This is a genomic window from Cupriavidus sp. TMH.W2 (assembly GCF_050847365.1).
GTDB lineage: Bacteria > Pseudomonadota > Gammaproteobacteria > Burkholderiales > Burkholderiaceae > Cupriavidus.
Map to the genome: position 1 here is coordinate 178,909 of NZ_CP193793.1, position 16,855 is coordinate 195,763.

Below are 16,855 nucleotides of genomic sequence, written 5' to 3' on the forward strand. Positions count from 1 at the left end.
CGCGGGGATTGCCGCTATCCCCGGGCGCCTGCTGTCCGATGCTGCCGGCTCAGCGCGTGGCCGCTACGTTGAATCTGGAGTGCTCCGCTGTCCGCGATCGGGCGATCGCCAGGGCAGCGGTCAAGGCTGGATTACTTCTGGCCGAGCGCGCCGGTCAGCCCGCCGAGCAGGCCGCCAACCACGCCGCCGACCGGACCCGTGGCCGCGCCCTTGCCGGTCGTGCTGCCGGTAGTGGCCGTGGCACCGCCGGTCACGGCGGCGACGACACTGGTGACGGGCGCCAGCGGCGTGTTGGCCGTGGCCGAGGTGAGACCGCCGGTGACGGTGCCGGCCAGGCTGGTGACAGGCGCCAGCGGCGAACCCGTGCCGCCAGCGCCTGCACCGCCGCCCAGCCCCCCGGCCAGCGCAGTCACCGGTGCCAGTACCGGGCTCAGCGCGCCCGGGCCGCCGCCGCTGGCGGGGCCGTTCGCCGCGCCGCCGAGCGAGGCCACGGTCGTGCCGGTGGCGTTCACCACGCCGCCAATGCCCGAGATCACCGGCGTGTTGGTCTGTTGCAGCTTGTTGCCGGCCGTGGCTAGCGCACCGCCCACGGTCGCCAGCAGGCTGTTGGTCGGGGCGCCCAGGCCCGTGGCCGAGCCAAGTGTCTGCGTGGCGCCGGTCAACTGGGAGGTGATCGGCACGATCAGCTTGCTGGTGGTGATGGTCACCTGCTCGACCGCGCCGCTCGACAGAACCGTGGTCAGCGTCCCGCCGGTGTTGCTCACCGTGCTGCCGAGCGTATTCACCACCGTGCCCAGCGGCGAAGTCAGCGGTGCCAGCGGTGCGAGCTGGCCGGTGCCCAGGCCGCTGACGGCCGTGCCCGCGCCGGACACGGCCTTGCTGAGTTCGGTCACCACATTGCCGGTGCTGGCGACCGTGGTGCCGACCGGGTTGGCCGAGTTGGGCATGCTGCCCAGGCCCGACTGCAGGCCGTTGGCCAGCGCCCCCACGGCGTCTGCGCCGGAGGCCAGCGCATCGGCCAGGCCGCTTTGCGTCTGCGCCGGCACCAGCGGCAGCTTGGCGTCGCCGAACTGGGTGCCGAGTTCGCTGACCGTCTTGCTGGTGTTGTCCAGCACCTTGCTGGTGTTGTCGATGATCCGAGCGGTCGGGGTCAGTGCGGGCGTTTCGCCGCCGCCGTTATTGCCACCGTTGTCGCCGCCATTGTTCCCCCCGGTGCCTCCGCTTCCTCCCGTGCCATTCGTGCTATTCGTGCCACCGGTCCCGCCGCCGGCCACGTCGGTGCCGCCGCCCGTGCCGCCCGTGCCACCGGTAGCTGCATTCTTGGTGCCGCCACTGGTTCCGCCATTGGTGCCCGCGGTGTTGCTGGTGCCCAAAGAGGTCGATCCGCTGCCGCTGGCGCAGCCGCCCAGGGCCAGCAGGGTTGCAAGGAGTGCCGTTGCGGCGAGTTGTTGTTTGCGCATGATCTGTTCCTTCATTCCCGTCGTTCAAATCGCTCGGCCGCGCAACGCGTTCGTCTTCTGCGTGCTGCGGTGAAGGCTACGGCGCAATCGGTATGCCAGCCCGTTGGAGCGGTATCGCACAGACCCCGCCAAAGTCGGGTATGCGGCCCGCAAAAGCTTGCGGGATGCGGGCCCGAGGGCCGTGAAGGGAAACGCCCCAGGCCGCGCCGGGCGTGTGCGGTGAAGGCGGCGGCGCGTTACGCGTTACGTAACGTGTGTCGTGCGCGGGGAACAAAACAGCGAGAGCGATGGGTTGCGCAGACTGCCTGCTCCATGTGCATAGCCTGCCGTGCCACGACGTTCCGGAATCGATCGCGGCATGGCGGGCTGCCGCCTCATGTTCCCGTGCTCCGGGAACACGTTACGTAGCACGTAACACGTTTGTCCCCTCCCGTCACGGTGCCCGAGACCTCTGCGCAGCGCTCATGTTTTGCCCTGCAACCCGCGCCACGCAAGGCATGCAACGCGCCACCCCGTCTGCGCGCCAGCGCACCTTGCGGTGCTGGCACGCGCCTTGCCATTCCTTGTCATGACGCGTCGACGATCTCGCGTTCCACCGTGCTGCCGTGCCGGTTCGTGCCGGTTGGCCGGGGAGCAAAAAGCGGGACAACGGGGAGGCCCGTCTGCAATTCCATGCGGCACACACAAGAACGCACACAAAGACAAGCCGGGCCGGCAGCGCCCTGGCCAACCAGAATGGAGAAGGACAATGAAAACCAAGCATCCAGCGCAGCATTCCATGATCTCGCTGGCCGCGGCCGGGGTGGCCGCCCTTGCCTTGCTGGTGGCCGGCTGCTCATCGAGCGGTGGCGGCAGTGGCGCCAATCCGCAGCCCAGCGGCGGCGGCGACCTGCCGGTCACGCCCCCTCCTCCGCCTGCGGCTGAAACCACGCCGACCGCGAAGGTTGCTGAAAGCGCAGGCAATACCGTGGTGGCGAGCGGCAATGCGGTCAGCGAGCTTGGCAAATCCATCCAGGACGCACCGCTGCCGCTGCTGCCGGCGCAGGCGCGCCAGGGGGCCGGTGGGGTAGTGGTCAATGCCGGCGAAGCGGTCGGGGCGCTCGGCAAGGGCGTGCGTGACGGGCTCGGACAGATGGGCTCGGTCGACAACCCGGTCGGCGTCACCGTGGCCAGCACTGGCAACGTGGTCCGCAAAGTGGGCGATGCCGTGGTCAGCGGCGGCTCGCTGGTGCAGGGCCTGGGCACAGAACAGCTGGCGCCGCTGGCACCGCTGACCACGCCGGCGGGCGGCCTGGTCCAGCAGGTGGGTGCCGCCGTGCAGGGCGGCGGCGACAAGCTGCAAAGCGTGTTGGGCGATGGCGCCGTTGCACAGGTCACCAACTCGCTCAGCAAGGTCATCGTGCCGCTGACCAGCAAGGTCACCGACGGCACGCAGACACTGGGCGCCACCACGCGCCTGGGCGAGCCGGCCAACGGGCTGCTCTACAAGGTCGGCAATACGGTAGCCACCGGCGGCAGCATGCTCAGCAACATCCAGGCCCCCGTGGTTTCGCCGCTGGGCGGCGTGGTGACCGAGGGCGGCAAGACCGTTGCGGCCGCCGGCGTGCTGCTGCAGGGGAACGGCCAGCCCGGCGGGAACCCACTGGGCGGCCTGTTGAACAACCTGCCGCTGGCCGGCACTGGCGGCGGCCAGGTCGGTGACAGCAGCCAGGGCGGCAATCCGCTGGGGGGGCTGGTGAGCAGCCTGCCGCTGACCAAGGCTGGCAGCGGTGAGGGCGGTTCAGCGGGCGGCAGCGCGCTGGGCCCGGTCAGTGCACTGCTGGCGCCGGTTACCGGCCTGGTTGGCGGCACCAAGAGCGGCGTCGGCAGCAATACGGGTGGCAGCTCCAGCGGCGGCGACAGCAAGCCGCAACTATCGGTCCTCGGGGGGCTGCTGCACTGAAATGTCTCATACCTTATAGGTGTTTTCACGATGCGCTGTCGCTCATCACCCCGTCGCAGCGCATCTTTTTATTCAGCCTGGCTTTGCCCTTCAAATGACCGCAAAGCCAGGCTGCAGGCCGGTTTCGCGCTGGCCTGTCTGCTCTTTAACAACCAGTGATCCGGGCGTGCGGGGCCGTTTCAAACGGGCGTTTTGACTCCTTTGGGTCATTGCTATCACCCACAGGAGGGGTATGGTTGAGACATACCATGTCTTATAAAAAAAGCGCAGCAAGCGTGAATAGTCGATAAAAGAGCGGGCCACAGAGCACCGCGATAATCGAACGGGGAAAGCGTGATCGCGGCCTTAGACTACTTCGGGAGTGTCATACATGAAACGACTCATTGCACGCTTCATTAAAGATGAGCGAGGGGCGACGGCTATTGAATATGGGCTGATTGCGGGGCTTATCGCTCTTGGCGTTGCCGTGGCAGCCAGCGGCTTGGGGGGGAGCATTTCTACCGGCTTTAACCATCTTGCTGCCCGCGTCGCAACGTGGCTTCCCGCCACCGGGACTTCTACCCCTTAAGCCGACAAGACCAGCGTGATTGCCGCGCTCCTCTGCGCGGCGACCCTCTACACAGACTTCGCTTGCCGGCGTGTTCCCAATGCCTTGCTGGCGGCCGCGGTGCTGGCCCTTGGGCTGGCGCTGCTCGCCGGACAGGCCGCGGAACTGCCGCTGGCCACGCGCCTGACCGGCGCGGGGCTGGGTCTTGCCGTCACATTGCCGGTGTATGCCCTCGGGCGTATGGCGGCAGGCGATGTCAAGTTCCTGACGGTGGCGGGGTTGTTCACCGGCCCGCAAGGACTGGTGGTGGCATGGGTCGTCGGCAGCCTGCTCGGGCTGGTGCATGCGCTGCTGGCGCTGGCACTGGATCGTCGCGCGCCGGCCACAAGTCAGGCTATTGATCTCCAGGAAAGCGGACCCATGCCAACGGCGCAGTTTTCACAGGCGCGCGGCATTCCGTATGCCGCGTACCTGGCCGCGGGGGTGCTGGCCTGGATGGCTGCTGGCCAATAGCCGGGCAGGCTAACGGCAAGCAGGCTGCGCCGCCGGTCGGCGCGAAAGAACACCAAAGGACCGGGGTTTCGGATGTTGCTGCGCGCAAGGGTCAACAGGAGGATCAACCGGCGCCGCTTCGGCGCCGGCAGCGCTGCGATCGAGTTTGCGATCGTGGCGCCGGTGCTGATCACCATCGTGATCGGCATCGTCTATTACGGCATGCTGCTGGCGCTGCAGCAGGTGCTGACGCTGGCCGCCGAGGAAGGCGCGCGCGCCGCGCTGCGCTATCCCGCAGGCGTCTCCGGCTCAGGCGCCGCGGCCACCCAGGGCGCGCGCATCAGTGCTGCGGCTGCGATGGCGCGCGGCGCCCTTCCCACGTCCATCAGGAATGAGCTGTCCTCCGGCGACGTTGCGCAGGCAGTGCCCTGCGTATCCGGGTCCACCGATGTCTGCGTGCAGGTCACGCTGAACCTCCCCACCACCAACATCCTCCCCGCCGTGCCGATCGTCCCGGTCCCCGCGATGCTGTCCGGTTCGGCGATGGTCCAGCTTTCTCCTGATATCTGAGCCGCCATGCCCACCCAAAGGATTTCCGCATGACCAGCAAGCAGATCCGACTACTGGCCGTGGTGCTGCTCGGCCTGGCCCTGCTGCTCGCGCTGCTGGCGTGGCAGGTGGGGCGTCAGCCCGCCAGGGCGACAGCGGCATCAAATGCCGCGAAGGCCCTGCATGCGGTGGTGGTGACCACGCGCGCAGCGCAAGCAGGCAAGCCGCTTGAAGCCGACGCGCTCAAGGTAGAGATGCTGCCGATCGACCCCGCCGGCGCCTACGGCGAAGTGGCCCGCGTGACCGGGCAGGTACCGCTGGTGGCGCTGGGCGCCAACGTGCCGGTGCTCGAAAGCCAGCTGCTGTCCGGCCTGGCCGCGCAGGTGCCGGAGGGCCAGCGCGCGGTGGCGGTGTCCATCGATGAGGTCATCGGCGTCGGCAACCAGGTGCAGCCGGGCGACTATGTCGATGTCTTCCTGGTGCTGCGCCGCGACCAGCAGGAGATCCCCGAAAGCCAGGCGCGCATGCTGCTGTCGCGCCTGCGCGTGCTGGCCTATGGCGTCGCCTCGGTCAACCGGCCGCAGGCCGCCAGGCCCGAACCAATGATGGCGCGCCAGGAAGGCGCCAAGACCGCCGTGCTGGCGGTGCCGCTGGAACAGATCAGCCGCCTGGCCATGGCGCAGCAGTCCGGGCGCCTGCTGCTGGCGCTGCGCAATCCGCAGGACGAAGCCATGCCCAGCGACGGCATGTTCGCCGAACCCCCGCCAGCGCTGGCGGCGCGCACCGGCGTTCCCGCCGACGCCCCGCGCGCGGCGCCTGACAAGGCCATGGCCGGCGTGGCGCTGTCCGGCCTGGCCGCCACCACTGGCGCCCAGGCCCCGCGCGCGCCGGCGGCCGCGCCCGCGCCGCGGCCGCTGCAGGTTGCCGCGCCGCCCGCGCCGGCACTGGCGAGACAAAGCGCAGGCGTGGAGGTGATCCGCGCGGGCAAGCGCGAGATCGAATAAGAACGTGGGCGCCGACCAAATGCAAATCCAGAAAGCACAAGCCCATGCCGTGGCCCTGCGCCGCCGGCTGATGCAGCTCACGCTGGCCGCGACGCTGGCCACCACCGCATGGTGCGCGCTGGCGCCTCGCGCGCAGGCGCAGGACGCCGCGCCGGCGCGCCAGCTGCGCCTGATGGCGGGCGCGCAAAAGGAAATCCGCAGCGCGCAGCCGGTAGAGCGCGTGGCCGTGGGCAACCCGGCGGTGGCCGATGCGCTGGTGCTGCGCACGCGCGGCGCCCCGAGCGTGCTGCTGGTGGCCAGGCAACCCGGCGTGACCGACGTGATGGTGTGGACGCGCGGCGCCGAACCGCTGACCTACACCGTGCAGGTCGATGCCGTCGCGCCCGATGCCGATGGCGCGAAACTGGACTATTCCGCGGCCGGCGCCACCATCACCGGCCAGTCGCCGGATGCCTATGGCGCGGCGCGCGCGCAGGCCGCTGCGCGCGCGGCCACTGCAAGCAAGGCCGATGGCAGGCCCGGCCTGGTGGTGGACCGTTCGACCGTGCCGCTCTCCGGCACCGTGCAGGTCGACGTCAAGGTGGTGGAGATCAGCAAGACCGTGCTCAAGGAAGTCGGCATCAACTTTTTCCGCAACAACTCCGGCTTTGCCTTTGGCACTTTCTCGCCGTCGACGCTGAACAAGTTCACCTTCACCCCCGGCAGCGGCGGCGCGCCGGGAAGTTTCACGGCCGACATCTCGCAGCCGATGAGCAGTGCCTTCAACCTGGTCGCGGCGTCGCTGACGCACGGCATCTTCGCCAACATCAGCCTGCTGGAGGCCAACGGCCTGGCGCGCGTGCTGGCCGAGCCCAGCCTGGTGGCGCTGTCGGGCCAGAGCGCCAGCTTCCTGGCCGGCGGCGAGATCCCGATTCCGGTGCCGCAGGCGCTGGGCACGACCACGATCCAGTTCAAGCCGTTCGGCATCGGGCTGACGGTGTCGCCCACGGTGCTGTCGGCCGACCGCATCGCGCTGAAGGTGGCGCCGGAGGCCAGCGACCTCGACCCGTCGCGTGGCATCTCGATCAATGGCGCGGTGGTGCCGGCCATCGTCACGCGGCGCGCCGACACCACGGTGGAGCTGGGCGACGGCGAGAGCTTCGTGATTGGCGGGCTGGTCAGCCGCAACACCGTCAGCAGCGTCAACAAGGTGCCGGTGTTGGGCGACCTGCCGGTGATCGGCACGTTCTTCAAGAACCTGAACTTCCACCAGGAGGACCGCGAGCTGATGATCGTCGTCACCCCGCGCCTGGTGAAGCCGATGGCAAGGAACTCGCCCGCGGCGCAGGCCGTCGGCGCGGAGGGCCGTACCAACGCCAGTCCCAATGTATGGGGCTGGTATGTGCTGGGTGAATACGCGGACCCGACTTTGCCGGGTTTCTCGAAATAGCCGCCGGCCATGCCGGCTGGCATGGCCAACAGCTTTGAGGCGCAGGGATGGACTATTTTCTGTTGCACGCAACGCAGGGCGAAGTCAGGGACTGGCTGGGCAAGGTCCTCGGCGGGCTGGGCACGCTGGTGACCGATGGCGGGGCCCAGGAAGCCTTTATTGAACGCGTGGCCGAGTTGCGCCCGGGCCTGGTGTTCCTGCATTTCTCGGCGGAACTGGCCGGGCAGTCGGCGCGCCTGGGCGAGCAGCTGCTGCGGCTCTTTCCCGGCCTGCCGCTGGTGGCGGTGGGCCACGCCGACGAACCCGGCATCATGCTGGCCGCGCTGCGCGTGGGCGTGAAGGACTTTATCGACCTGCGCGATGCGCCGGCGCAGGCCGAGGCCGTGGTCAAGCGCCTGGCCGTGCCGGGCGAACAGGTGCGCCCGGCCGAGGCGGTGCGCCAGGGCAAGATCGTGGCATTGCTGGGCGCGCGCCCCGGTGTGGGCGTGACCAGCCTGGCGGTCAACCTGGCCGCGGCCGCGCGCCGCCGCCTGCCGCGCCACGAGAAGACCGACGCCCGCGCCGAAGTGCTGCTGATGGACCTGGGCCTGCCCGCGCGCGACGGCGCGCTGTACCTGAACCTGAGCCCGGGCTTTCATTTTGTCGAGGCGGTGCGCAACCTGCGCCGCTTCGACCAGGTCTTTGTGCAGACCGCGCTGACGCGCCACAGCAACGGTGTGTGCGTGCTGCCGCTGCCCGCGGCGCTGAGTGAGCTGCGCGACATCTCGTACTCCGAAGCCATCGGCCTGCTGGAGCGCCTGCGCGCGTTCTTCGACATGCAGATCATCGACCTGGGTGGCTTTGGCAATGCCGAATTCACCGCGCAGATCGTCAAGGCCGCCGACAGCGTGGTGCTGGTGGCCGACCAGAGCGTGGGCGCGATCGTCTCCGCGGCAGAACTGGTGCATGAGCTGCGCGCGCGCGAAGTGGAGCGCGACGACCTGCACTTGCTGGTGTCGCGCTTCGATGCGCGGCTGGGGGTGGACGCCGCGCAGATCGCGCGCCGCGTGGACGTGCAGTCGGTGGCGACGCTGCCGGACAGCCGCGAGGCGCTGGTGCTGGCCATGAACCGCGGTGCGGTGCTGGCCGACGACGATCGGCACAACCCCTATGTGCGCGCGCTGTCCGACCTGCTGGTGCGCCTGGGCTATCGCGCGGCGGCGCCCAGGAACACCACGCTGCTGGCGCGGATCAAGGACAAACTGCCCGGGGCGCTGCGCGCAGCGTTGGTAGCGCGCGGCACGCGCACGGCACGCACTGGAAGCTGACATGACGCAAGCGATCGAATTCTCCGACAACGCCCCCGCACCGTTCCCGGTCTCGCAGGAATTCCACAACATCAAGGAAGCGGCGCATGAGCACCTGCTGACCCGCATCGAAGAGCTGGGCGCCGAGTTCGGCCGCTGGTCGCGCACCGCGATCCAGCGCTTTGTCGACCTGGAGCTCGAGAGCTTTACCCGGCTGCGGCGCATTCCCATCAACGAGGCCGAGCTGCGCCAGATCGCCGAGGCGCTGACCAAGGAGCTGGCCGGCTTCGGCCCGATCGAAGACCTGCTCAACGATCCCGCGGTGGAAGATATCCTGGTCAACGGCCACCTGGATGTCTACGTGTCGCGCCACGGCGTGCTCGAGCGCATCCCGGTGCGCTTTGCCGACAGCGGCCACCTGCTGCGCATCGTGCGCCGCATCCTGGCGCCGATCGGCCGGCGCCTGGACGAGTCCAACCCGATGGTCGATGCGCGCCTGCCCGATGGCGGCCGCATCAACGTGGTGATCCCGCCGCTGGCGCTGGAAGGCCCGGTGGTGTCGATCCGCAAGTTCCGCAAGGATCCGATGACCCCCGCCGACCTGCAGGCGCTGGGCACCATGAGCCCCGAGATCGGCGACCTGCTGCAGGCTGCGGTGCAGGCGCGCTGCAATATCCTGGTGAGCGGCGGCACCAGCTCGGGCAAGACCTCGCTGCTCAATGCGCTGGCCACCTTCGTGCCGGCCACCGAGCGCGTCATTACCATCGAGGACACCGCCGAACTGGCGTTGAACCACCCGCACGTGGTGCGGCTGGAAAGCCGCCCGGGCGGCTTCGAGGGCACGGGCGTGGTGTCGATCCGCGACCTGCTGCGCAACAGCCTGCGCATGCGCCCGGACCGCATCATCGTGGGCGAAGTGCGCGGCGGCGAGGTGCTGGAGATGCTGCAGGCCATGAGCACCGGCCACGACGGCTCGATGGGCACCATCCATGCCAGCAGCCCGCGCGAATGCCTGTACCGGCTGGAGATGCTGGCCGGCTTTGCCGGTTTCCAGGGCAGCGAGCTGAGCCTGCGGCGCCAGATCGCGAATGCGATCGACTTCATCGTGCAGATTGCGCGCCTGTCGAACGGCAAGCGCCGCATCGTCTCGATTACCGAGGTGACCGGCCTGGGCGACAACATCATCTCCACGCAGGAGCTGTACCGGCACGAGCCCTTCATGAACCCGGACGGCACCGAGACCGACCGCTGGCTCTCGCTCGGCCTGCTGCCGCACTCGCCCAAGCTGGCGCGCATGCGCGGGCCGGGCTTCATGCTGGACGACCGCTTCGATGTCTAGCGCCACGCTGCTGCTCGCCGCGCTGGCCCTGGTCATCAGCGGCCTGGGCCTGCTGCTGCTCGCCGGCGCGCAGGCCCGCGCGCGCCGCGAACAGCAGCAGGCGTTCCTGCAGGCGCAGACCGAGCAGGTGCGGCTGCGCTATGCGCAGGCGCCGGACCCGTCGCTGCAGATGCCCGGGCGCGACCTGCGCCGCCGCTGGGACGACTTCCTGCGCCGTGCCGACCTGGCGCCGACGCGCCGCACCGCGATCGCCTGGATCACGCCGGTGGTGCTGTGCACGCTGGCCGGTGCGGTGGCGGGGCAATGGCTGGGCGCGGTGTCGGCGCTCATCGTGGCGATGGCGGTGGCGGCGTTCGCGGCCTGGAACCGCGTGCGCCGCTTGCACAAGAAGCTGCTGTCGCAGCTGCCCGGTTTCCTGGACGGCGTGGTGCGGTTGATGACCATCGGCAGCAGCGTGCCGGCGGCGTTCCAGAATTCGATCGCCAATACCGAGGCGCCGTTGCGCCAGTGCCTGGTGCAGGCCGTGCACTTGCAGCGCGCTGGCAAGGAGCTGGATCAGGCAGTGCTGCAGGTCGGGCGCGCCTACAAGGTCGAGGAACTGGTGCTGGTGGCTTCCGTGCTGCGCCTGTCAGTGCGCTACGGCGGCCGCGCCGACGTGGTGATGGAGCGCACTGCCGCCTTCATGCGCGACCGCGAGCAGGCGCAGCGCGAGTTGATGGCGCTGTCGGCCGAGACGCGGCTGTCGGCGTGGATTCTGGGGCTGCTGCCGCTGGTGGTGGCCGGCGGCCTGTTCACACTGAACGCGGGCTACATCATGATGATGTGGAAAGACCCCACCGGCAAATCGATGCTGCTGTCGGCGGCGGCGCTGGAAGTCGCCGGCGCCTTCATGCTGTACCGGCTGGCCAAGTCGATCTGAGCGGCACAGACACGGACATCGCCATCATGGACCGCCTGACCCTGATCTCGCTAAGCCTGTTCGTCGCCGCATGCGGCGTGGGTGTGCTGACGCTGCCGCTGCTGCGCGACTGGCGCCAGCGCCGGCTGTCGGCGCGCACCATCGATTCCGCGCTGGCGCGGCAGCGGGTGCTGGAGGCTGCCCAGGCTGCCCGCGCCGCGCAGGCTGCTGCCCCGGCTGCATCGGGTGCACCGGCTACGGCAAAGGCTGCCGCGGCAGGGGTTGCGCAAGGCAGGGCCGGAGCGGCCACCGCCATCGGTGCACAACTCGGCGCGCGCGTCGGCGAGCGCTTCGATGCCCATTGGCTGGAATCGCGGCTGGGCCGCGCGGTGGTGGCGCCGGAAGACCAGCAACTGCTGGAGCAATGCGGCTGGTATGGCCCGCAGGCGCGCGTGGTGTTCGGCGTGCTGCGGCTGGGGCTGCCGTTGGCATTGGCATTGGCGGCCATGCTGTGGCATGCGGGCGCGGGCGCCTTTGCAGTGATCGCATGGGGCTTCGGCACGTTCGCGGTGGCCTACCTGGCGCCCAAGTGGTACCTGCGCCGCCGCGCCACGGCCCGGCTGCGCATGGTCGATGACGAGCTGTCGGTGCTGATCGACATGTTGCGGCTGCTGCAGGGCGTGGGCCTGTCGATCGACCAGAGCCTGCAAGTGATCGTGGCCGAGTTCGGCGGCATGCTGCACGTGCTGGGGCCGGAACTGGCGCGCGCCAACCAGCAGTTTGCCTCGGGCCGCTCGCGCGAGCAGACGCTGCTGCGCATCGGCCGGCTGTTCGACAGCGAAGACCTGAAGAGCCTGATCACGCTGCTGACGCAGGTGGATAAGCACGGCGGCGCGGTGCAGGAGCCGCTGCGCCAGTTCGGCCTGCGCATGCAGGAGGCGCGCAAATCGCGCATGAAGGACGAGATCGGCCGGCTTACGGTCAAGATGACCGCGGTGATGGTGGTCAGCCTGCTGCCGGTGCTGCTGATCCTGACCGCCGGCCCCGGCTTTCTCGGGGTGATCCGCATGATGGCGACGATGGGAGGGACGCGATGATTGGCGCTATAGCGCGCTCAACCGGCCAGGCACTGGGCCGGATCTGCAAACCGGCGGCGTGCCTGCTGCTGGCGGCGCTGTCCGGCTGTGCCGCCAGCAACAACGGGGCCGCGGCCATGCATGAGCAGGCCGAGGCCCAGGTGGAACTGGCCAGGCTGCGCGACAAGACCGCCCGCGCCGAATACAGCGAGCAGGCGGTCTACCTGGGGCTGATCCGCAAGATGCAGCAGGACGGGCTCTACTTTGCCTCGCTCGCGCATATCGAGGTCTATGTGCAGCGCTTCGGCGCCGGACCGGAAATCCAGGTGATGCGCGCCGATGCGCTGCGCGAGACCGGGCAGGACAAGGCCGCCACCGAGGCCTACCAGAAGCTGGCGGCCAGCGCCCAGGGCGCGGACGCCGCCCATGCGCACCACGGGCTTGGCCTGCTGGCCGGGCGCCAGGATGATTTTGCGCGCGCTGTCACGGAGCTGCGCGAGGCCGCCACGCTGGACCCGGTCAACGCGCGCATCGCCAGCGACCTGGGCTACGCGCTGATGCGCGCCGGCGCGCTGCAGGACGCGCGCGTGCCGGTGATGCAGGCGCTGGAGCTCGATGCGCGCAACCCGCGCCTGATCAGCAATGCCGTGGTGTGGCTGATGGCCGACGGCAAGCGCGCGCAGGCCAACGCCATGATGCAGAAGGCCGCGCTGCCGGAGGCCACACGCAACGCCATTCGCAAGGAAGCCGACCGCATCGCCCGCGCCACCGCCACGCGCGACCGCGCCGCGGCACGCTCGGGCCAGCCGAAGCCGATGTCCGCCCCGGCCACTGCCGTGGCGGTCGTCGCCAAGCCAATCGCCGTCGCCGCACAAGAGGGCGCTACCCCATGACAGCCAATCTCCCTACTGTTATCCGCAAGCGCGCCCTGTGCGCGGCGCTTGCCCTGTCGGCGCTGGCGCCGCTTGCACACGCGCAGACCGGCGGCACGGTGACGGAAGCGCCTGCCGCCACTTCCTCCGGCATGCCGCAGGGCCGTCCCGCGCAGCGCGAGATCGGCGCTGACACACGCGCCATCCTCGCGATCCAGCGCGAGGGCACGCAGGCCGGACCGATGCTGCCGATGCACGGCGAGCTGGCCGCGCTGGGCTATGAGCGCTATATGAACAGCTTCCGCTTCGCGCTGCCGGAGTTCTACACGGGGCAGGCCAACGCCAGCACCGCGCGCTCCGGCTCCGCGGGCCAGATGATGGGCGGGAAATGAGCTTGCGACAGTCGCGTCTGCGCAGGGCACACCGATCCGCGCGTGGCGCCGTCAGCGTGATGGCGGCGCTGCTGATCGGCACCGTGGCGATTGCCGCGCTGGTGTCGATCGACGTGGGGCATGTGTTCATGCGCCAGCGGCAGCTGCAGAACATGGTGGACCTGGCGGCGATGTCGGCGGCGCAGCAGCTCAAGCGGGCGGATAGTGCGGCGAATCTCAACGGCGCCGTGCTGGGCACGGTCAGCAATATCGGTGCGAAAAACGGCTATCCGTCAGGCATTGCAATGGGTTGCGGCGACGCCGCCGGCGGCGCTGCGGATGCCATGAGCGCCTGCCTTGGCGTGTGGGATCCCGCAACCAGCGGCCCCAGGCATTTCAGCGCTACATATGACCCAACCACGGTCTCGCCCAACGCCGTGCGCGTGCAGGCCACGCAGACGGTGCCGATCCTGTTCGTGATCGACGGCGGCAGCGGACGCCAGCTTTTTGCGGAATCGATAGCCAGCGGCAGTCCGCCGGTGGCGGCGTTTTCGCTGGGCACGGGGTTATTGGACGTTTCCACGGCCAACAGCATGTTGAGTGTGCTACTGGGCAATACGGTGAGTTTGTCGTTGGTGGACTGGCAGGGACTGGTCAATACCACGGTGACGCTGGATCAGCTGCGGCTCAAAGCCAATGTCGGCACGGTGGACCAGTTGCTGAATACCTCGTTGAACCTGCGCGATTTTTACGCACTGGTGCTTGGCGCGGCCGGCCGCGACGGGCTGCTGACGACGATGCTGGGCAGCCCGCCTACCGCGCTTGGTGCCAGCGGGGCGGCGGCGACGGTGTCACTGGCCAGGCTGCTTGATCTTGGCGTGATGGCGCCTGCGGCATCATCGGCGGTGGAAGTGGGCCTGAATGTGGCCCAACTGCTGCTGGCCGGCGCGCAGGTGGCGCGAGGGGACACGGCACTCGCCCTGCCGCTGAACATACCCAATCTGCCGCTCGGTCTGGGGGGGATCAGTGCCAGCCTGCGCGTGATCCAGCCGCCGGTGACGGCGGCTGGTCCGGCGCGGCAGCTTTCCAGCAACCCGGACACCTGGCAGACGACGGCAAGCTCGTCCCAGGTGAAACTGACCCTGATGCTCCAGATTTCTGCCGACATCCTGAAACCGGTGCTGGACGCCAACCTGAACGTGCCGCTCTATCTCGACGTGGCCAGTGCCACTGCCGACCTGACCAAGCTGCAATGCGCGGCAAGTCCTGCGGACCGTCGTGCCACCATGCATGTAAAGAGCGGTCTCGTCACGGCGTGCATGACCGGCGGCTGCACGGGCAGCGACGTCGTGCTCGGCCAGACCAAGGTCTTCGGGGTCGGCATTGCGGACGTGATTGCCACAGACGCGCCACGCTATGGCAACACCGCTGGCCAGGACGTCACGCTGGCACCGGGCGGGCACACCCAGGTTGGCGCCACCGACCCGTTTGGCGGGTTGTTCTCGCAAGTGCTGGCCCTGAAGGTGCGGACCAGGCTGCTGGGCATCCTTAGCCTGCCCATTGACCTTGGCCCGTTACTCGCGCCGGTCGGGGCAGCGCTTGACGCGCTGATCCCACCGCTGCTCGCCAGCCTGGGCATCCAGCTCGGCAGCGCCGATCTCTGGGTCCACAGCATCGACTGCAACAATGCCGAACTGGTGTACTGAGCCATGGAAGCGCCAAACCGCCTGATGGCAGAAATCGAATGAAGACAGACCGCTGGGCCTACGAAAACCTTGAAGTCTACGTGTGGGAAGGCAAGTACGAAATTGCCGACCGCGTCACGCGTTTCCTGGCGCCGCTGGGCGTGGACGTGGTCCGCGCCGGCGCGCTCGAAGCCCTGCCCGCCGAGCCGCGCCTGAAGCCCTGCATCGCCGTGATCAGCGTATCGGTGATCGGCGCGGCGCGCTTCTCGCTGGACTGGGAGGCCGCGCATGGGATGCCGGTGATCTGGGTGGCCGGACCCGGCCGCGAGACCGATCCCGGCCGTTTTCCACCGGAGTACGCGCATATCCTCGCCGATGACTTCACCGGTGCGGACTTGCGCAGCCAGATCGGCAAGCTGCTGCCGCAGCTGCTGGCCACGGACGCGCCCGGCGAGCGCGAGGCCGACCTGGTGGCAGGCTCGCCGGCGATGCGCCAGCTGCTGCAGCACGTGGAAACCTTCGCCGACTTCGGCAGCAACGTGATGCTGTACGGCGAGACCGGCGCGGGCAAGGAGCGTATCGCGCGCCTGTTCCACGACCGCAACGGCACCTATGGCAAGGGCCCGTTCGTTGCGGTCAACTGCGGCGCGATTCCGGACGGGCTGTTCGAATCGCAGTTCTTCGGCCATGCCAAGGGCGCCTTCACCGGCGCCTCGTTCGCGCACCGTGGCTACTTTGAGCAGGCCAACGGCGGCACGCTGTTTCTCGATGAAATCGGCGACCTGCCGCTGTTCCAGCAGGTCAAGCTGCTGCGCGTGCTGGAAGAGAACGTGATCACGCGGCTGGGCTCGACGCTGGCGGTCAAGCTGGATTTCCGGCTGGTCGCGGCCACCAACAAGGACCTGCGCGATGCGGTGCGGCAGGGGCGGTTCCGTGCCGACCTGTTCTTCCGCCTGGCCGTGATCGAGATGCGCATCCCCAGCCTGGAAGAGCGCGGCCAGGCCGACAAGGTGGCGCTGCTGCAGTCGTTCCTGCGCCATATGCTGGGGGCGTCCGGCTTCGACGCGCTGCCGCCGCTGCCGGACTGGCTCAAGGGCGCGGTCGGCACCGCCTACTTCACCGGCAACGTGCGCGAGCTGCGCAATCTGGCCGAGCGCGTGGGCATTACCGTGCAGCAGACCGGTCATTGGGATGAGGAGCGTATCCGGCCGCTGTTTCGCTCGCTTCATCCGGGGGCGTTCGATGGCGGCGAGCGCACCGACCTGCGCGCGGATACGGAAGAACGCCGCCGCATCCTGGCCGCGCTCGATGCCAATGGCTGGCGGCGTCAGGACACGGCGGCCAGCCTGGGCATCAGCCGCAAGGTGCTGTGGGAAAAGATGCGCAAGTACCAGATCGCCGACAGCGAGGCCGAGCCGGTCTGAGCGCGCGCATCCGGACACGCCTCACTGCAGGCGGATCTCCTTCACGTCGAAGTGCGATTCGCCGATCAGCTCCTTGTCGTATTCGCCGACCAGCTCGACGGTGGTTTGCGCATCCACCGGCTTCTGTGCGGGCCAGAGCCTGGCCTTGATCTTCACCTGCATCTGGCCGGTGCCGTCCGAGAACAGGTAGCGCTCGTGGCCGACGCTGCTGACGATCTTGCCGCGCAGCACGGCGGGCTGGTCGTCCTTGCCATCGGCCTGCAGCGCCTTGACGGTCATGGCGGGCACCGTGGAGGGGCCGGTGTACTGGGCGCTGGCGCCGGCAGCGGCGAAGCCAAGCGCGAGCGCCAGGGCGGTGGTGGTCAGGATGCGTTTCATGTGCGTTCTCCGTGAATGTCAATCTGGGGGCGACTGCAGGCATGATGCGCGCGCGCGCCTTAACCGCTGCTGAACGGCTGGGCAGGTCGCGAAGCATTATGAT

16 protein-coding genes are annotated in these 16,855 nt (G+C 69.0%); 14 read left to right on the forward strand and 2 right to left on the reverse strand.

Annotated elements, in window-relative coordinates; all coding sequences use genetic code 11:
- Positions 1-131: 131 nt before the first annotated feature.
- Entirely contained in the window at positions 132-1,460 is a 1,329-nt protein-coding gene (locus ACREYQ_RS18415; RefSeq protein ID WP_432261640.1) for a collagen-like triple helix repeat-containing protein, read from the reverse strand.
- 748 nt (positions 1,461-2,208) lie between these two features.
- Here ACREYQ_RS18415 and ACREYQ_RS18420 point away from each other — a divergent pair.
- From ACREYQ_RS18420 to ACREYQ_RS18485, 14 genes are all read left to right on the forward strand, one after another.
- Positions 2,209-3,402 carry a collagen-like triple helix repeat-containing protein gene (locus tag ACREYQ_RS18420; RefSeq protein ID WP_432261641.1) on the forward strand — a complete coding sequence of 398 codons (1,194 nt, stop codon included), beginning with the start codon at positions 2,209-2,211 and terminating at the stop codon, positions 3,400-3,402.
- Between the two features lie 370 nt (positions 3,403-3,772).
- Positions 3,773-3,970 (forward strand): Flp family type IVb pilin, encoded by a 198-nt coding sequence (locus tag ACREYQ_RS18425; RefSeq protein WP_432261642.1) that lies wholly within the window; start codon positions 3,773-3,775, stop codon positions 3,968-3,970.
- A 15-nt stretch (positions 3,971-3,985) separates the two neighbouring features.
- Positions 3,986-4,462: a prepilin peptidase gene (locus tag ACREYQ_RS18430; RefSeq protein ID WP_432261643.1), complete on the forward strand. Its 477-nt coding sequence runs from the start codon at positions 3,986-3,988 to the stop codon at positions 4,460-4,462.
- A 72-nt stretch (positions 4,463-4,534) separates the two neighbouring features.
- On the forward strand, positions 4,535-5,011 hold the full coding sequence (locus ACREYQ_RS18435; RefSeq protein WP_432261644.1) for a TadE/TadG family type IV pilus assembly protein: 477 nt from the start codon (positions 4,535-4,537) through the stop codon (positions 5,009-5,011).
- Between the two features lie 29 nt (positions 5,012-5,040).
- A complete protein-coding gene (gene cpaB, locus ACREYQ_RS18440; RefSeq protein ID WP_432261645.1) occupies positions 5,041-5,994 on the forward strand; it encodes a Flp pilus assembly protein CpaB in 954 nt (317 codons plus the stop codon).
- 19 nt (positions 5,995-6,013) lie between these two features.
- The gene (locus tag ACREYQ_RS18445; protein WP_432261646.1) at positions 6,014-7,423 is read left to right on the forward strand and encodes a type II and III secretion system protein family protein; all 1,410 of its coding nucleotides are present in this window, start codon (positions 6,014-6,016) and stop codon (positions 7,421-7,423) included.
- Between the two features lie 47 nt (positions 7,424-7,470).
- Complete coding sequence (locus tag ACREYQ_RS18450; protein WP_432261647.1) at positions 7,471-8,730, forward strand: AAA family ATPase; 1,260 nt, start codon at positions 7,471-7,473, stop codon at positions 8,728-8,730.
- A gap of 1 nt (position 8,731) precedes the next feature.
- Positions 8,732-10,048 carry a CpaF family protein gene (locus ACREYQ_RS18455; protein ID WP_432261648.1) on the forward strand — a complete coding sequence of 439 codons (1,317 nt, stop codon included), beginning with the start codon at positions 8,732-8,734 and terminating at the stop codon, positions 10,046-10,048.
- Positions 10,041-10,967, forward strand: coding sequence for a type II secretion system F family protein (locus tag ACREYQ_RS18460; protein ID WP_432261649.1), 927 nt, complete (start codon positions 10,041-10,043; stop codon positions 10,965-10,967). The genes ACREYQ_RS18455 and ACREYQ_RS18460 overlap by 8 nt, the downstream gene beginning before the upstream one ends.
- 26 nt (positions 10,968-10,993) lie before the next feature.
- Entirely contained in the window at positions 10,994-12,043 is a 1,050-nt protein-coding gene (locus ACREYQ_RS18465; protein WP_432261650.1) for a type II secretion system F family protein, read from the forward strand.
- An 8-nt stretch (positions 12,044-12,051) separates the two neighbouring features.
- Entirely contained in the window at positions 12,052-12,915 is an 864-nt protein-coding gene (locus ACREYQ_RS18470) for a pilus assembly protein TadD (protein ID WP_432262586.1), read from the forward strand.
- Positions 12,912-13,286: a DUF3613 domain-containing protein gene (locus ACREYQ_RS18475; RefSeq protein ID WP_432261651.1), complete on the forward strand. Its 375-nt coding sequence runs from the start codon at positions 12,912-12,914 to the stop codon at positions 13,284-13,286. The genes ACREYQ_RS18470 and ACREYQ_RS18475 overlap by 4 nt, the downstream gene beginning before the upstream one ends.
- On the forward strand, positions 13,283-14,971 hold the full coding sequence (locus tag ACREYQ_RS18480) for a TadG family pilus assembly protein (RefSeq protein WP_432261652.1): 1,689 nt from the start codon (positions 13,283-13,285) through the stop codon (positions 14,969-14,971). Before ACREYQ_RS18475 ends, ACREYQ_RS18480 begins: the two co-directional genes overlap by 4 nt.
- 38 nt (positions 14,972-15,009) lie before the next feature.
- Positions 15,010-16,374: a sigma 54-interacting transcriptional regulator gene (locus tag ACREYQ_RS18485; protein WP_432261653.1), complete on the forward strand. Its 1,365-nt coding sequence runs from the start codon at positions 15,010-15,012 to the stop codon at positions 16,372-16,374.
- Positions 16,375-16,395: 21 nt separating this feature from the next.
- Here the strand turns inward: ACREYQ_RS18485 and ACREYQ_RS18490 are convergent, their stop codons facing one another.
- Positions 16,396-16,752 (reverse strand): YgiW/YdeI family stress tolerance OB fold protein, encoded by a 357-nt coding sequence (locus ACREYQ_RS18490; protein WP_432261654.1) that lies wholly within the window; start codon positions 16,750-16,752, stop codon positions 16,396-16,398.
- Positions 16,753-16,855 lie beyond the last annotated feature (103 nt).

Bases quoted from the DNA above. Each gene is read 5' to 3' on its own strand.
- ACREYQ_RS18435 (WP_432261644.1), top strand. From the start codon at position 4,535: ATGTTGCTGCGCGCAAGGGTCAACAGGAGGATCAACCGGCGCCGCTTC.
- cpaB (WP_432261645.1), top strand. From the start codon at position 5,041: ATGACCAGCAAGCAGATCCGACTACTGGCCGTGGTGCTGCTCGGCCTG.
- ACREYQ_RS18420 (WP_432261641.1), top strand. From the start codon at position 2,209: ATGAAAACCAAGCATCCAGCGCAGCATTCCATGATCTCGCTGGCCGCG.
- ACREYQ_RS18490 (WP_432261654.1), bottom strand. From the start codon at position 16,752: ATGAAACGCATCCTGACCACCACCGCCCTGGCGCTCGCGCTTGGCTTC.
- ACREYQ_RS18475 (WP_432261651.1), top strand. From the start codon at position 12,912: ATGACAGCCAATCTCCCTACTGTTATCCGCAAGCGCGCCCTGTGCGCG.
- ACREYQ_RS18415 (WP_432261640.1), bottom strand. From the start codon at position 1,460: ATGCGCAAACAACAACTCGCCGCAACGGCACTCCTTGCAACCCTGCTG.
- ACREYQ_RS18480 (WP_432261652.1), top strand. From the start codon at position 13,283: ATGAGCTTGCGACAGTCGCGTCTGCGCAGGGCACACCGATCCGCGCGT.
- ACREYQ_RS18455 (WP_432261648.1), top strand. From the start codon at position 8,732: ATGACGCAAGCGATCGAATTCTCCGACAACGCCCCCGCACCGTTCCCG.
- ACREYQ_RS18465 (WP_432261650.1), top strand. From the start codon at position 10,994: ATGGACCGCCTGACCCTGATCTCGCTAAGCCTGTTCGTCGCCGCATGC.
- ACREYQ_RS18445 (WP_432261646.1), top strand. From the start codon at position 6,014: ATGCAAATCCAGAAAGCACAAGCCCATGCCGTGGCCCTGCGCCGCCGG.
- ACREYQ_RS18460 (WP_432261649.1), top strand. From the start codon at position 10,041: ATGTCTAGCGCCACGCTGCTGCTCGCCGCGCTGGCCCTGGTCATCAGC.
- ACREYQ_RS18450 (WP_432261647.1), top strand. From the start codon at position 7,471: ATGGACTATTTTCTGTTGCACGCAACGCAGGGCGAAGTCAGGGACTGG.
- ACREYQ_RS18485 (WP_432261653.1), top strand. From the start codon at position 15,010: ATGAAGACAGACCGCTGGGCCTACGAAAACCTTGAAGTCTACGTGTGG.
- ACREYQ_RS18425 (WP_432261642.1), top strand. From the start codon at position 3,773: ATGAAACGACTCATTGCACGCTTCATTAAAGATGAGCGAGGGGCGACG.